The following is a 14,771-nucleotide window of genomic DNA, read 5'->3' as shown; positions in this document are numbered from 1 at the left end:
CAATACAATTCCATTGGCTTTAGCCAAAACCTTACATAATAAAACCTGGAAATTAATTTCCAGGTTTTTATTTTCTATAAACTTTAAAAACTATTTATTTGTTTATTATATTCAGAATAATCTCCATCTTTTTAGGCAGGTCATAATCTCCTGAAATTTCAATCAAAGGAGTGTTCATCTTAGACAGCCATTCCAAATGGGCTTTCAACGTTCTGTTGGCAATACCCGTATGGTGATCATAATCTTTAGCCCAATCCATAAACTCCTGGAATTTTTTTGCTCTTTCCGGATTGGTGATAATTTCTTCGCCGTATCTTTCATGCTCTCTTTTTCGGAGCCTTTCCAGTCGTACTTCAGGTGGGAGATAGAGGAAAATAATCAGGTCAAATGCAGGAAATACATTTTTACCCCAATGAATGATTGAGCCGCCAAAAATCCAGTTTTCGGCAGTATGAAGTTGGTCTGAAACAATTGAATTTCTCGTTTCAGGGTTTTGTCTTTCTGTAAAAGGGATTGGTGTTGGAAGCCAGAAAAAATCATCACTGTCGAAGTATTTAAGATTGAGTTCCTCAGACAATGCTTTTCCTAAAGTGGTAACCCCGGAACCTGAAGCTCCGAAAATATGTATTCTCATGACTTTATCCATTTATGAATCCTCAAATCTGTGAAAGCATTTTAATTTTTTTCTATCCAACGACTGATTTCATTCAGTACCTCTTCCCGTATTTCTTCGTTAAGAATTTCGTGGCGCATCTCCGGATAAATCTTCACATCCACATGCTGGAAACCGTCAGCTTTTAAATGGTCAACAGTATGCATAACCCCTTTTCCAAAATCCCCGATCGGGTCATTCTGCCCGCTTACAAACAGGAAAGGAAATGACTTGAAAATAGTGGCAGCCCAGTTTCTCGCCGTAGCTTTTTTATAAACAGTAAATAAAGTATAAAAGGCATTATGACTAAATGGAATTCCACAAAGTTCATCCTGTTCAAAAGCTTTTCTGTTGTTAGGATTTACACTCAACCAGCTGGTATCACTGAAATCTTTGTCCTTTTTAAAATGTTTGTTATTGACGCTCGTAAAAACAGAATTCAAAAAAGTACGGTGACGGGGAGCGATAGCTGTGGCTAATGACAAATAACCTCTTAACAAGTCTATTCCGGGTAAAGGTCCGCCGGTTCCTGTAATGATAGCCCCTGAAAATTTACTGCTTGCCTTTTGAAGAAGACAACGGGTAATAAAAGATCCCATAGAATGTCCCAAAATAAAATGCGGAACATTCGGATATTGCTCTGCAAGATAATCAGCCATCATTTCGGCATCGGAAACAAGCCTTTCATCCGGTTTTTCAAGCTGAAAGAAACCGATGTCTTTTTTCTCTTTTACAGATTTTCCATGTCCCAGGTGATCATAAGTCAATACGGCAATTCCATGAGAAGCAAAATATGCTGCAATCTCTGCATATCTTCCGCTGTGTTCCTGCATGCCGTGAACAATGAGAAGGGTGGCTTTTGCTGTTTCCGGGGAAAACAGGGTGTGGAAAATCTGGGAGGCTTTGTTAGAGTTGGAGGGATGATATGAGGATTTATGAGATAAAAGCATAATAAAATATTAATTAAAAACATATCTAAATAACCAGTATACGCTATGTCCATTTAAATTTGAGTTTATGTCATTTAATTCTTTTTTTAAAGAATTAGCTCTTTTTGTATAATTTGTAATCTTGGAAATGTATAAATCCGTATTTTCTTCAAGGAAACTACAATTTTTGAAATGTTCAGTAGTTTCTTCTGGTTTTAAATTTTTATATGATATATGTTGTTTTACTTGTTCTGTGAAATCAGTTGAGATATTTAAAGGTGAATTTTCTTTTAAATAGTCAATACTGTAGATTATATCAATAAATTTTGAATAATCATTTCTTACTGTAAAGAGTCTGAATAAATACTCGCTTGGAATTGATTTATAAATTTCAGAGTTAAACATTGGCATAGTATCATAAGTTCGTTGTGATTTCCCATTGAAATTATTTTTTTCAAATACTATCGAATAATAATTAAGAATGTAAAATTTTGTTTTATCAAAGTCTGAAATATATGCTGTTGATTTTGGAAGAGCAATTTCGTCGTTATATTTTAAGATTAGTTTTCTATAATTATTTAATTTGTTTGCAATTGATAATCTATTAAAAATGTTTGTTAAAATAATTCCAATTAGGGAACCAAGAAATATCTTCATTTATGTAATTTATTAACTTCAAATATAATAATAAATGTCAAAAATATAGCTTCAACCTCATGATTTTCACCCCACCAAAAATAAAATCCACCTAGAATTTGCTCACCCAATTTTTTAAAAGTAATTTTGCACGAATCTAAAAACAAAAGTAAAATATGTCAACTTATGTAGTTGTAGGTCTTCAGTACGGAGATGAAGGCAAAGGAAAAATCACGGATGTTTTATCAGCAAAATCGGACTATGTAGTACGTTTCCAGGGTGGAGACAACGCTGGTCACACGGTTTATGTAGGTGATGAGAAATTCGTTCTACACCTTCTTCCTTCAGGAGTTCTTCAATGCAAAGGGAAATGTATCATTGCGAATGGAGTAGTGGTAAACCCTAAGTCTTTTATTAGAGAAGTTGGTCAGATCGAGAGCAAAGGCTTGAGAACAGATCATATCTTTATCAGCAGAAGAGCGCATGTAATCATGCCTTACCACATCCTTTTGGATACTTACCGTGAAGAGGAACACGGAGGAACTCAGATCGGAACTACCAAAAAAGGAATCGGGCCTTGTTATGAAGATAAAATTGCAAGAGTCGGAATCAGAATGGTAGACCTTTTAAATCCTGAAATTTTAAGAGATAAAATTGAGAAAAACTTAAAAGTTAAAAATTCTCTTTTTGAAAAATATTACGGAAAACCAACTTTAGACGTTGAAGAAATCTACAACGAATATTTAGAGATCGGAAAACAGCTTCAGGACAGAATCGTTGATACTGAATTAGAGCTGAACGAAGCAATCAGAGATGGTAAAAACGTATTATTCGAAGGAGCACAGGCATTAATGCTTGACATCGACTTCGGAACATATCCATACGTAACTTCATCTTCTCCATCTACAGGAGGTGTTTGTTCAGGAGCAGGAGTTCCGCCAACATCACTTCAGAACTTAATCGGTGTGGCAAAAGCATACTGTACAAGAGTTGGAAACGGACCTTTCCCTTCTGAATTAGATAACGAACTAGGTGAGAAAATCAGACAGATCGGTGGTGAATTCGGAGCTACTACAGGTAGACCGAGAAGAACAGGTTGGTTAGACCTTGTTTCTTTAAAGCATGCTTGTATGATCAATGGGATCAACAATCTTGTAATTACGAAATTAGACGTTCTTACAGGAATTGAAAATCTGAAAGTAGTAACACATTACAAAACTGAAGACGGGAAAATTATTGATTATTTCACTTCTTCAACAGAAAAGCTATACAACTACGAGCCAATCTACCAGGATTTACCAGGTTGGAACGAAGATATTACAAAAGCAAGAAGCTATGATGAACTTCCTGACACTGCTCAGAAATACATCGAGTTTATTGAGAAATATTTAGGAATCAATGTATACCTGGTTTCTGTAGGTCCTGAAAGAAGTCAGAACATTATCAGAAAAGAATTATTCTAATATTCTTAGATTATAAAATAACGAAGAGACTATCATTGGATGGTCTCTTTTTTTGTTTAAATGACCCTTGTCAAAGTTTTAAACCTTGACAAGGGTCGGGGTTCAAGAGTTAGGATTAATAACTTAAAGAGACTTTTAGCAGATTATCCCGGTCATGAATTTTTATATACTTTTGTCTTGGAACAAAACTATAAACAGAAAATCAATCACATGGAAGAAAATAAAATACTTCAGCGCTTTCTGGATAATATTGTAATCAGCTTATACTTTACAATAGCTTATGCGGCTTTGCTGATTGTCTATTTGGGACTGCCTATAAGAGTCAGTTCAGATTTTTTGCTGATCCTGTTTATAGTCTGCAGTTTGGTTTTTAGTATAGGCGCGATTTATTTTGCGGCTAAAAGTTATAAAAAAACGAAGATCAGTTCAATTATTCTGATAGTAATCAATGCTTTGGGATTATTGATACTGCTTACTCTTCTTCTCCTGCTTATATAATCTTCTCTACTAAGCTATCAATCTGTTATTTGTGGTTTACTGTTCTTATTTATTTTCATAGGAAATAGTTCTGTTTTCCTGTGTGACTTTTTCTACTTAAAAATGTTAAAATTTAAACATTATCATAAAATTTTCTAATATTATGTTGTTTTGCTAAAAAATTGGCAGATGTTTTGATATTACAACATTGCTTATCGATAAGAGCTAACAAAACTAATAATCAAAATTTTTAACAGTTTAAAAAAGTAGTAGTGATGAAACAACATAGTCAAAACCAGGAATTTCGTTTTAACGAAGTTCTCTTTGAGCACCGCAATAAAGAATATGGTGCCTATGCATTAAGAAACGAATCAGATCGAATATTAACCAAAGCGCTTTTTATCGGAGCAAGTTTAATGGCAGCAGTATCCATTACACCGTTTGTGATTTCTGCATTTAAACCAGCAGAAATACCTACAGGAACTATATATAGTCTTCCACATGTGATTGAGATTCAAGATGTAGAAAAGCCGAAAGATCCTCCTGTACAAATTGTAAAGCCAACGCCACCAGCTCCCGCAGTAAAAACATATGATGAGAGATTGCCAGAGCCTAAAGCGACTGTTACCAATGAAAAGCAGGTTGTAGATAAAACGAATGCAGTAGCAAGCACAGAAACATCGGAAGGTAAAGAAGTATCAAATACAACCTATATTCCGATTGTTCCACGCGTAATTGGAGGCGATGGCCCGCCTGCAGTAAAAGCTGATCCGGTAGTTGAAAAAACAGATCCTAAAAAGATTGAAACGGAATTAAGTGTAGAAGCTAATTTCACAGGAGGAATAGACGCCTTCAGAAATAAAGTAATGAACAACTTCGATGGTTCAGGATTTGAATCAGAAGATGTAGTAAAAACGACAGTTACCTTTATTGTAGAAATGGACGGAACCATCTCAGGGGTAAAAGCTAATGGAACCAACGCCGACTTTAACAGTGAAGCTATGAGAACAATCAAAAACATCTCAAGCAAAGGAAAATGGATCCCGGCCAAAAACAAAAAAGGAGAATTCGTAAGAAGTTATTTCAAATTTCCTATCTCAATGAAGTTTGATAATTAATACGGAAAAACACATTTCAAATAGTTATCCACAAAGATTTTTTTTTGTGGATAATTTTTTTTATTGCTAAATTGCTTATTAACAATATTTTAACTCAATTTTGATTTTCCCCACTCACCGAGAGCAAAGAAAAAAGTGTATTTTTGAAACTTAAAGTTCTAATAATGGCAAAAATCATAGGTATTGCTAATCAAAAAGGAGGCGTTGGTAAAACTACCACCGCTGTCAACTTGGCGGCAGCATTAGGAGTATTGGAAAAAAGAATATTAATCATTGATGCTGATCCTCAGGCGAATGCTACATCCGGTCTGGGTGTTGAAGATGTTCAGTATTCTACTTATAATCTTTTGGAGCATAGTGCAGAAACAAGAGTTTGCATCAAAAGAACTGCGACTCCGAACCTGGATATTATTCCGTCGCATATCGATCTGGTCGCTGCGGAAATTGAATTGGTAGACAAGGAGGATCGTGAGTATATGCTGAGAAAAGCACTGGCCAGTGTAAGAGACGATTATGACTATATCATCATCGACTGTGCACCGAGTTTAGGTCTTATTACAGTAAACGCTCTTACTGCAGCTGATTCTGTAATCATACCGATCCAGTGTGAGTATTTTGCATTAGAAGGACTGGGGAAACTTTTGAATACCGTTAAAAACGTTCAGAAGATCCATAATAAAGATCTTGGGATAGAAGGTCTTCTTCTTACGATGTATGACAGCCGATTGAGATTATCCAATCAGGTAGTGGAAGAAGTAAACCTGCACTTCCCGGAAATGGTTTTTGAAACCATTATCAGCAGAAACGTAAGATTGAGTGAAGCACCAAGTTTTGGAGAAAGTATCCTGAACTATGATGCAGAAAGTAAAGGAGCTGTTCAGTATATTCAGTTAGCTGAAGAAGTTCTTTTGAGGAACGAAAACTTAATAAAGAATTAAATTAATAATAAATGGCCAATAAGTGTATGCTGGTCATCACTTGTTAAACATCATTTATCAATTATATCTATGAAGGACAAAAAAAGAGCTATGGGACGCGGTTTGGGCGCTATTTTAAGTGCAGAATCTAAAGCAACTGTCAATTCAGCTACTGATGAAGGAGCAGATAAGTTTGTGGGAAATATTGTAGAAGTTTCGCTTGAAGATATCTATCCGAACCCGACGCAGCCGAGAACTTATTTTGATGAAAAAGCATTAAACGAGCTTGCACAGTCAATTGAAAACCTAGGGGTAATCCAGCCGATAACCCTGAGAAAAGATGGTGAAAAGTTTGAAATCATTTCCGGGGAAAGACGTTACAGAGCAACTAAAATTGCGGGGTTAACGACTATTCCTGCCTATATCCGTTTAGTGAATGATCAGGAACTTCTTGAGATGGCTCTTGTTGAAAACATCCAGAGAGAAGATCTTGATGCCATCGAAATTGCACTGACTTATCATAGGCTTTTAGAGGAAATAGGACTTACACAGGAAAATCTGAGCCAGAGAATAGGAAAGGACAGAAGTACCATTACCAATTCTATCAGGTTGTTAAGACTAAACCCTGATATTCAGAATGCTATCAGAAGTGGTGAAATTTCTGCAGGACACGGCAGAGCAATCATCAGTCTTGAAAGTGAAGAAGATCAGCAGGTTTTGTTCGAGCTTATTATCAAAGAAAAATTAAACGTTCGTCAGGCAGAACAGGCAGCTGCTGCATTGAAGAATCCAAAATCTCCCGCTGCCAAAAAAGCAAAAGTGGAGCTTTCCAATAACTATAAAAAAGCCCAGAAGACAATCGCTGATATCTTGGACGTAAAAGTAGAGATCAAATCTTCTGGAAATGGTAAAAAAGGTAAAATTGTCCTGGACTTCAAAAATGAAGAAGAGCTGGAATATATTTTATCCCATATTAAATAATGAAGAAAATATTTTTCACATTTTTCTTGTGTATCGCTGCACTGGCCTACTCACAAGTAAACCCTATTGATACCGTTCGGATGCAGACTCCTCCGAAAGAGGAACCCCGTGTGGTAAAACCAGGTAAAACAGAAGCAAAGATCATTGAAGATCTTGAAAAAGCCAATGGTCCCACAGTAAAAACCATAAAACTGAATCCCACCAGAGCAGGATTGTATTCTGCCGTTTTACCGGGATTAGGACAGTTTTATAACAAAAAATACTGGAAGATTCCTATTGTCTGGGGAGCGGTAGGAGCCGGAGTGGGTATTGCCGTATGGAATGACAACCAATACAAAAAATATCGTGAATACTACATCGCGAAACTTAATGGTACTCCTAATGAATTTGTGGACAGCCACCCGTTTTTAGATAAAAGAGCATTGGGGAACGCACAGGACAGAGCGAAGAGACAAAGAGATTACGCCATTGCGATTACAGGACTTATTTATATTCTGAATATTGTAGATGCCGTAGTAGATGCACACCTTTACGAAAGCCGTCATGACCCGGATCTGGTTTTTAAACCATCGGTTATTCAGGATCAGTATGGGTACAGTGCTCCAAAAACAGGGTTCAGTTTAAGTTATAGATTTTAGAAACAACATATCTGCTAAAGACCTCAGTTGAAAGCAGTATTCAAAAATAAAAAAGATTATATGAAAATAGCATTAGTTGGTTATGGTAAAATGGGTAAGATCATTGACGAGATCGCGCAGAAAAGAGGTCATGAAGTAGTTGCCCGTCTTAAGGAAACCCCAACTGCTGAGAATCTTAATAATCCGGATGTTGTGATTGAATTCTCATTGCCTGAAGTGGCATTTGAAAACATTAAAGCTTGTCTTGAAAATAAAATTCCGGTGATCTGTGGAACTACAGGCTGGCTGGATCAGAAAGAAGAAATAGAAAAACTGGCTGTAGAAAACGGTACTGCATTTTTATATGGTTCCAACTTTAGCTTAGGAGTCAATTTATTTTTTGCTTTAAACGAAAAGCTTGCAGATCTGATGAAAAACGTAGATGAATACTCTTGCCAGCTGGAAGAGATTCACCACATCCATAAAAAAGATGCTCCAAGCGGAACCGCTATTTCCATTGCAGAAGGAATCATTCAGAACAATCCTAAATTCGATGCCTGGAAGCTGGAAGAAACAGAAGGTAAACAATTAGGAATTTTTGCGGTACGTGAAGATGAAGTTCCGGGAACTCACAGTGTATATTACAGAAGTGAGGTAGACGAAATCGAGATCAAGCACACTGCTTTCAACAGAAACGGTTTTGCGCTGGGAGCTGTGGTAGCTGCCGAATGGATCAAAGATAAAAAAGGAAACTTCGCAATGAAAGACGTTTTGGGACTTTAATTTGTAACAAATTCTGTAAATTGCAGACCAATAAACAGAAAATGATGAATAGTGAATTGTAAACAGCGGACTGCTTTTATCATTTATTACTCATCATTTTTATCATAAGAATAGGCACAAAAATTTATGAATTATTTTTTAACTTATACCGTATATGTCCTCATACTATCCGTATTGATGGGCATTTCATCTTGGAAACTGTTCAAGAAAATGGGCTATAGCCCTTTATTTGCTTTTATCCCTTTCTACAACTATTTCATCATTCTGAAAGAAACAAAGCATCCGAAATGGTGGGCGATCCTGTCTTATCTTCCGATTGTAGGGCCAATCATGATGTCTGTTTTCCACCTTTATCTCGTGAAAAAGTTTGGGAAAACCCTTTTCAAAGATCAGATTCTTACCGTGATCCTGCCGTTTATTTATTTGGCGGTGATCAACTATTCTAAAGATGTAGAGTTAGAAGATGAAAATGCAAACGACCTGTTTCTTACAGATGAAGAGAAGAATGATAAAAAGAAAGATACATTCGTAGGTTCAATTACCTTTGCGGTAGTTTTTGCAACCATTATCCACGTTTTTGTAACACAGCCTTTCGGGATTCCTACAGGATCTATGGAAAGAACATTACTGGTGGGTGACTTCCTTTTTGTAAACAAATGGAGCTACGGGTACAGACTTCCGATGCGCCCGGTAGCAATACCTTTCCTTCAGGGGACGATTATGGATACAGGACAAAAGGGTAACCCGAAAGATGATCCAAAATCTTACGTAGATGCAGTAAAGCTTCCTTACACAAGAATTTTACAATTCAACAAGCCACAGAAAAATGATGTGGTGGTTTTCAACTATCCTCAGGATTCTGTGCATACAGCGATCGACAGAAAAGACCCTTACGTAAAACGTTGTGTGGCTACAGCAGGGGATACTTTTGAAATGAGAGCCGGAAGACTTTTCGTTAACGGAAAGCCGGAAACTGTTTTAGGAGATCAGGAAGTACAGCACAGATATATTGTAACAACAGATGCTCAGTTAGATATCCCAACCTTATATAAAGCTTATGGATTTTTACCGGTTCAGGAGTTTCAGCAGGATAACGGAGGATTCATTTATGGTTTTCAGGGTTTAACAGACAAGACGGCTAAAGAAATTAAAGAACTTCCTCATGTTCTTGATATGAAAGAAGAAGTTTCAGCGAAAGGTGAAGCTGCAGTATATTACAGAGATGAAGCCAAAACTAAAATTGATACTACTCAATCTATCTTCCCAATTAACAAACCTTGGAATCAGGATTGGTATGGCCCGCTTAGAATTCCTAAAAAAGGTGATGTGGTAGCGATCAATAAGGAAACACTTCCAACCTATCAGTGGATCATTTCTGAATATGAGCACAACAGCTTAGAGAAAAAGAACGGCAAAATCTTTATCAACGGAAAAGAAGCAACCCAATATACTATTCAGCAGGATTATTATATGATGGTAGGAGACAACAGAGATGCTTCATTAGATGCAAGGTTCTTTGGTTTTGTTCCGGAAGAAAATATTGTAGGAAAACCGATGTTTACATGGATGAGCCTTCAGGGTGCTTTTGCAGACAGCAGTTCTACTTATCAGGCGCCATTCAAAATCCGTTGGGAAAGAATGTTCAAAGCAACCAATACAGGAGAAGCTAACAAAACCTCTTACTGGTGGATTGCTGCAATGATCCTGATCCTGTTCTTCGGATGGGAGTATTTCGTGAAATTATTCAGAAAGAAAAAAACTGAAGAATAGTGTTTAAAAGTAAAATATTTAATAGAGTCCTTTTAATAGGCAGCTTTATTGTAACTCTTTTTATTATTGCAAAACTCTCCGGGGTTTTGCAATATGCTTTTGTACCAACGGCAGGCAATGAACCTACCATCAAAAAAAAGTCATTTATTGTGATGACTAACATCCTTCCTTATGCCAAGTTTGAAATGATTGCTTACAATCAGAATAATTTAGATTACCCTCAAGGTGTCTATGTGCAAAGATTAATAGGAACGGAAAATGATGAAATTTTAATTAAGAATGGAAAATTATACATTAATAACACATTGATAGATAAGTTTAATGTGAAGCATTCTTATAAAATAGGCAGAGACTATGCAAATGATCTCCTATTTAAAGGAACTGAAGAAAGTGAAATCTTTCAGATTGATGATAATTACTTCATTACCCAGTTAAGTGATAAAGAACTTAATGATAATTTCTTTCATGAAAGGTTTATAAATCCAAATACAGATCAGGATGTTCGCAAAATTTATCATAAAGATTGGAATGCAGATAACTTTGGACCAATAAAAGTTCCAAGTGGAAAATTATTCTTTTTAGGAGATAATCGTAATGCAAGTTTAGATTCCCGTTATTTAGGCTTTATTGATGAGAAGGATGCTGTAGGACGAGTAATTTATCCTAGAAACTAGATTATATTATTATGCAAAATATTTTATTACCGGCATTTTATTTGCCCCCAATTTCATGGTTTTCAGTATTATTAAATCCTGAGAATGAAATTACATTGGAACAGTTTGAGAGCTTTCCCAAGCAGACTTATAGAAACAGAGCAAACATCTATGGAGCCAACGGAAAATTGTCTTTAATAATTCCTATCCATCATAACGGTAAAAGAGAATTTAAAGATATTGAGATCTCTTACCGCGAAGATTGGAGAGCCCTTCATTGGAAATCAATCAAGACAGCATATCAGAGTTCTCCTTATTTTGAATACTATGAAGATAAGTTCAGAAAAATATTTGAGCTTCAGGAAAAATACCTTCTTGATTTTAACCTTAAAGGGATAGAAATCATCCAACAGATATTGAAAACAGAAAAGGCACACTCTTTGAATGAAGAATATATCAAAAATCCTGAAAGTATTAATTTCAGAGAAAAGTTTTCGGCAAAGCTTCCGTCAGAGTTTCAAATGGAAGAATATTACCAGACGTTTTCTGATAAACTAGGCTTTTTGGAAGACCTTTCGGTTCTTGACCTTATTTGTAATAAAGGTCCGGAGTCACTGATGTATATAAAAAATGTAAAACAATCATATTAGCATACAATCGCTATTAGTGAAATTTCAGTATAGAACAGAAGAAGTTGGCGATTGGTGTCTCTCTTTTAAAAAATAAATTTCAACATATGAAAAAGGTATTATTAGCTGCAGTTTTTTTAGCAGGTTTTAGTTTTTCTTTTGCACAGGAATCTAAAGCTAAAAGTATTGATCCAAACGAAGATAAAGATCTGATGACATGGTATCATAAAGATTTTGCAACTTCAAAAGTATATGGGGTAAATACGGAAAATGCTTATAAATACTTAGAATCTAAAGGACTGAAGCCTAAAACCGTTGTGGTAGGAGTTTTGGATAGTGGAGTACAGGTAGACCATCCCGGATTGGTAAAGAACCTTTGGTCAAACCCTAATGAAGTTCCCGGAAATGGTAAAGATGATGACGGAAACGGATATGTTGATGATGTACACGGCTGGAACTTCATAGGAGGTAAAAACGGTGACGTTGATATCGACAATATGGAAGTGACAAGAGTCGTTGCCAAATACAAACCTGTTTTTGAAGGAACTGATTCCACTAAAAATAAAGCAAATCAGGCTCAGATGAAAGAAGAGTTTGATATGTATATGAAGGCCAAAGATATGTTCAATAAAAAAAGTATCGAGGCTCAGCAGAATTTCAAAACATATTCTATGCTGAACGAGCTGATTCCTAATATGGTAAAATTATTAGGAGGTAAGCCTGTCACTGCTGAAACACTTTCAGCAATTAAAGCTCCTACAGACCAGAAAGATGCAATCGCACTGGAATTTTTGGGTCAGATTTCTCAAAGTCCAGAATTCAAAGGAAAATCTTCCGCTGAATTTGAAAAAAAGATGAAAGAAGAGATGAAGGAGGCAATAGACCACTTTGCTCCGGCAGCAAAACAATATGACCTTTCCTATGATACCAGAAAAGAAATTGTAGGTGATAACTATGATGACTATTCTGAAAAAAGTTATGGTAACAACCATTACGAAGGACCGGATGCAGAGCATGGAACTCACGTAGCGGGAATTATTGCAGGACTGCCGCAAGGAAAAGAAATTCAGCATGGGGTAGCTTCAAAGGTTGCTAAGATCATGTCTGTAAGAACAGTTCCGAATGGTGATGAAAGAGATAAAGACGTTGCTAACGCTATCAGATATGCAGTAGATAACGGAGCAAAAGTTTTAAATATGAGCTTCGGGAAACCTGTTTCTCCAGGTAAAAATGTAGTTTGGGATGCTTTTAAATATGCTGAAGATAAAGGCGTTCTTTTAGTAAAAGCTGCTGGTAACGAAAATGAAGATGTCGCAGAACATTTGGCATATCCTACCAACTTTAAAAATGTTACTGATGAAAAACCATTTGTAAGCAACGTTCTTGTAGTAGGAGCAAGTACCAATAAAAACAATGCTTTAAGAGCCGATTTCTCTAACTACAATAAAAAAATGGTGAATGTTTTCGCTCCGGGAGAAGAAATCTATTCTACTGTTCCTAAAAACGAATACAAATACCTTCAGGGAACCTCTATGGCTTCCCCTGTGGTAGCTGGAGGAGCTGCTGTTTTATTAGCATATATGCCGGATCTTAAACCTTATCAGATTATTGAAGCGCTTGTAAAAAGCAGCAATGCAAGTACTGCAAACGGATTTACAGATCAATCGCAGGCCGGAGGTGTTATCGACCTGAAAAAAGCTGCAGAATACGCCTATACTAATTTCTACAAAGGAAAGCCGGCAAGCACTGCTAAGCCTTCGAAATCCGTAAAAAAGGCTGTTAAAAAATAATTTATCTCCCTGTCTTTAAGGAGAAACCATAAAAAGTCCGAATTTTTTCGGACTTTTTATTTTTTATTTTAAATTTTGGCACGGTTTTTTGTAACTTTATAGTAACAAAATAATAAACAACAAAATGAAAAAGTTACTACTTGCAGGGATGTTGGGAACATCACTTTTTGCAGTTTCGTGTTCCTCTGTTAACAAAGCAGCTACATCTCAAAATCAAAGAGCCGACTTCCTGAAAATGAAAGGAGACTGGCAGATTGTAAGCATAGATTATGATAAAGGTTATAAAATTAAACCTTTTGACGAAGGTGCAGACGCACAGTGTTTCGTAGGAAGCCACTGGAGACTGATTCCTAATAACTGGACAGGAGCGTATACTTTAAATGGTGGCGGAGATTGCCCGGCAATTACACAGCCTATCAAGTTTGAAGTAAAAGACGGTAACACGTTTATGTTTAAAAAAATTGCTTCAGGTACTAAAGCAAAACAAAATACTGCAGGGTATACAATGATGTTAATCAACCAGTCTACAGATCAGTTTTCACTTCAGCAAGATGTTCCTTTTGAAGGAGGAAATGTAAAAGTAGTTTACAACTTCCAGAGAGCAGGAATGAAATAATTTATCAACATAAAAGATCAAAAAAATGAATTTTAATAAAACATACGTAGGAGCCCTTTTCTTGTCATCAGCATTATTATTGACAAGCTGTGAGGCGGTTCAGAATTCAAATCACCAACAAAGAGGTACAGCAGTAGGTGTTGCTTCAGGAGCAGTACTTGGAGGTATCTTGGGTAACAATGTAGGAAAAGGAGGAAACGGAGCTATTGGTGCTGTATTAGGTGGTATTATCGGTGGTGTAGCTGGTAATGTTATCGGTAACAAAATGGATAAGCAGGCCAGAGATATTAAAGAAACTTTACCAGGTGCTCAGGTAGAAAGAGTAGGAGACGGTATTAAAGTAACAATGAATGAAAGCATCGTTAACTTTGCATTTGACTCTTCAAACCTTACTTCTCTTGCACAGACTAACCTTGATAAGCTTGCTCAAGTATTAGCAAATAACCCGGATACTAATATCAATATCTATGGATATACAGACAGCGTAGGTAAAGATGCTTACAATTTGTCGCTTTCTCAAAGAAGAGCAGATGCGGTAAAAGCTTATTTAGTAGGAAAAGGAATCGCTTCAGGCAGAATGTTCACAAAAGGTGAAGGTAAAAATATGCCGGTTGCAAGCAACGATACTGATGAAGGAAGAGCTAAAAACAGAAGAGTAGAGTTTGCCATTACTGCAAATGAAAAAATGATTAACGATGCCAAACAAGGGCAGTAATTAATTTTACATATAAATATTTTCG

16 protein-coding genes are annotated in these 14,771 nt (G+C 36.3%); 13 read left to right on the top strand and 3 right to left on the bottom strand.

Going from position 1 to position 14,771, the window contains the following annotated elements; genetic code table 11:
* Positions 1-94: 94 nt before the first annotated feature.
* From FN817_RS17355 to FN817_RS17345, 3 genes are read right to left on the bottom strand one after another with little or no spacing between them, the layout of a single operon-like run.
* Positions 95-634, bottom strand: a complete 540-nt coding sequence (locus FN817_RS17355; protein WP_142719041.1) for an AAA family ATPase — start codon at positions 632-634, stop codon at positions 95-97.
* A 41-nt stretch (positions 635-675) separates the two neighbouring features.
* Positions 676-1,602 (bottom strand): alpha/beta fold hydrolase, encoded by a 927-nt coding sequence (locus tag FN817_RS17350; RefSeq protein WP_142719040.1) that lies wholly within the window; start codon positions 1,600-1,602, stop codon positions 676-678.
* Between the two features lie 9 nt (positions 1,603-1,611).
* Entirely contained in the window at positions 1,612-2,238 is a 627-nt protein-coding gene (locus FN817_RS17345; RefSeq protein WP_142719039.1) for a hypothetical protein, read from the bottom strand.
* Between the two features lie 155 nt (positions 2,239-2,393).
* Here FN817_RS17345 and FN817_RS17340 point away from each other — a divergent pair, with 155 nt between their 5' ends.
* From FN817_RS17340 to FN817_RS17280, 13 genes are all read left to right on the top strand, one after another.
* The gene (locus FN817_RS17340) at positions 2,394-3,680 is read left to right on the top strand and encodes an adenylosuccinate synthase (protein ID WP_142719038.1); all 1,287 of its coding nucleotides are present in this window, start codon (positions 2,394-2,396) and stop codon (positions 3,678-3,680) included.
* A 210-nt stretch (positions 3,681-3,890) separates the two neighbouring features.
* Positions 3,891-4,178 (top strand): hypothetical protein, encoded by a 288-nt coding sequence (locus FN817_RS17335; RefSeq protein ID WP_142719037.1) that lies wholly within the window; start codon positions 3,891-3,893, stop codon positions 4,176-4,178.
* 254 nt (positions 4,179-4,432) lie between these two features.
* Complete coding sequence (locus FN817_RS17330; RefSeq protein ID WP_142719036.1) at positions 4,433-5,275, top strand: energy transducer TonB; 843 nt, start codon at positions 4,433-4,435, stop codon at positions 5,273-5,275.
* 164 nt (positions 5,276-5,439) lie between these two features.
* A complete protein-coding gene (locus FN817_RS17325; RefSeq protein ID WP_047374161.1) occupies positions 5,440-6,213 on the top strand; it encodes a ParA family protein in 774 nt (257 codons plus the stop codon).
* Positions 6,214-6,282: 69 nt separating this feature from the next.
* Positions 6,283-7,173: a ParB/RepB/Spo0J family partition protein gene (locus FN817_RS17320; RefSeq protein WP_142719035.1), complete on the top strand. Its 891-nt coding sequence runs from the start codon at positions 6,283-6,285 to the stop codon at positions 7,171-7,173.
* Positions 7,173-7,811, top strand: a complete 639-nt coding sequence (locus tag FN817_RS17315; RefSeq protein WP_142719034.1) for a DUF5683 domain-containing protein — start codon at positions 7,173-7,175, stop codon at positions 7,809-7,811. The genes FN817_RS17320 and FN817_RS17315 overlap by 1 nt, the downstream gene beginning before the upstream one ends.
* 60 nt (positions 7,812-7,871) lie before the next feature.
* A complete protein-coding gene (gene dapB, locus FN817_RS17310; RefSeq protein WP_047374207.1) occupies positions 7,872-8,573 on the top strand; it encodes a 4-hydroxy-tetrahydrodipicolinate reductase in 702 nt (233 codons plus the stop codon).
* A 126-nt stretch (positions 8,574-8,699) separates the two neighbouring features.
* On the top strand, positions 8,700-10,343 hold the full coding sequence (gene lepB / locus FN817_RS17305; protein WP_142719033.1) for a signal peptidase I: 1,644 nt from the start codon (positions 8,700-8,702) through the stop codon (positions 10,341-10,343).
* Positions 10,343-11,017: a signal peptidase I gene (gene lepB, locus FN817_RS17300; RefSeq protein WP_228451593.1), complete on the top strand. Its 675-nt coding sequence runs from the start codon at positions 10,343-10,345 to the stop codon at positions 11,015-11,017. The genes lepB (FN817_RS17305) and lepB (FN817_RS17300) overlap by 1 nt, the downstream gene beginning before the upstream one ends.
* Positions 11,018-11,028: 11 nt before the next feature.
* Entirely contained in the window at positions 11,029-11,646 is a 618-nt protein-coding gene (locus FN817_RS17295) for a WbqC family protein (RefSeq protein WP_142719032.1), read from the top strand.
* A gap of 86 nt (positions 11,647-11,732) precedes the next feature.
* A complete protein-coding gene (locus FN817_RS17290; protein ID WP_142719031.1) occupies positions 11,733-13,415 on the top strand; it encodes a S8 family serine peptidase in 1,683 nt (560 codons plus the stop codon).
* A gap of 124 nt (positions 13,416-13,539) precedes the next feature.
* Positions 13,540-14,031: a lipocalin family protein gene (locus FN817_RS17285; protein WP_142719030.1), complete on the top strand. Its 492-nt coding sequence runs from the start codon at positions 13,540-13,542 to the stop codon at positions 14,029-14,031.
* A gap of 25 nt (positions 14,032-14,056) precedes the next feature.
* The gene (locus FN817_RS17280) at positions 14,057-14,746 is read left to right on the top strand and encodes an OmpA family protein (RefSeq protein WP_142719029.1); all 690 of its coding nucleotides are present in this window, start codon (positions 14,057-14,059) and stop codon (positions 14,744-14,746) included.
* Positions 14,747-14,771: the final 25 nt, after the last annotated feature.

This window comes from Chryseobacterium rhizoplanae (genome assembly GCF_900182655.1).
GTDB lineage: Bacteria > Bacteroidota > Bacteroidia > Flavobacteriales > Weeksellaceae > Chryseobacterium > Chryseobacterium rhizoplanae.
Note: the sequence above shows the minus strand (reverse complement) of the source record. Positions and strands in the feature narration are given on the sequence as shown.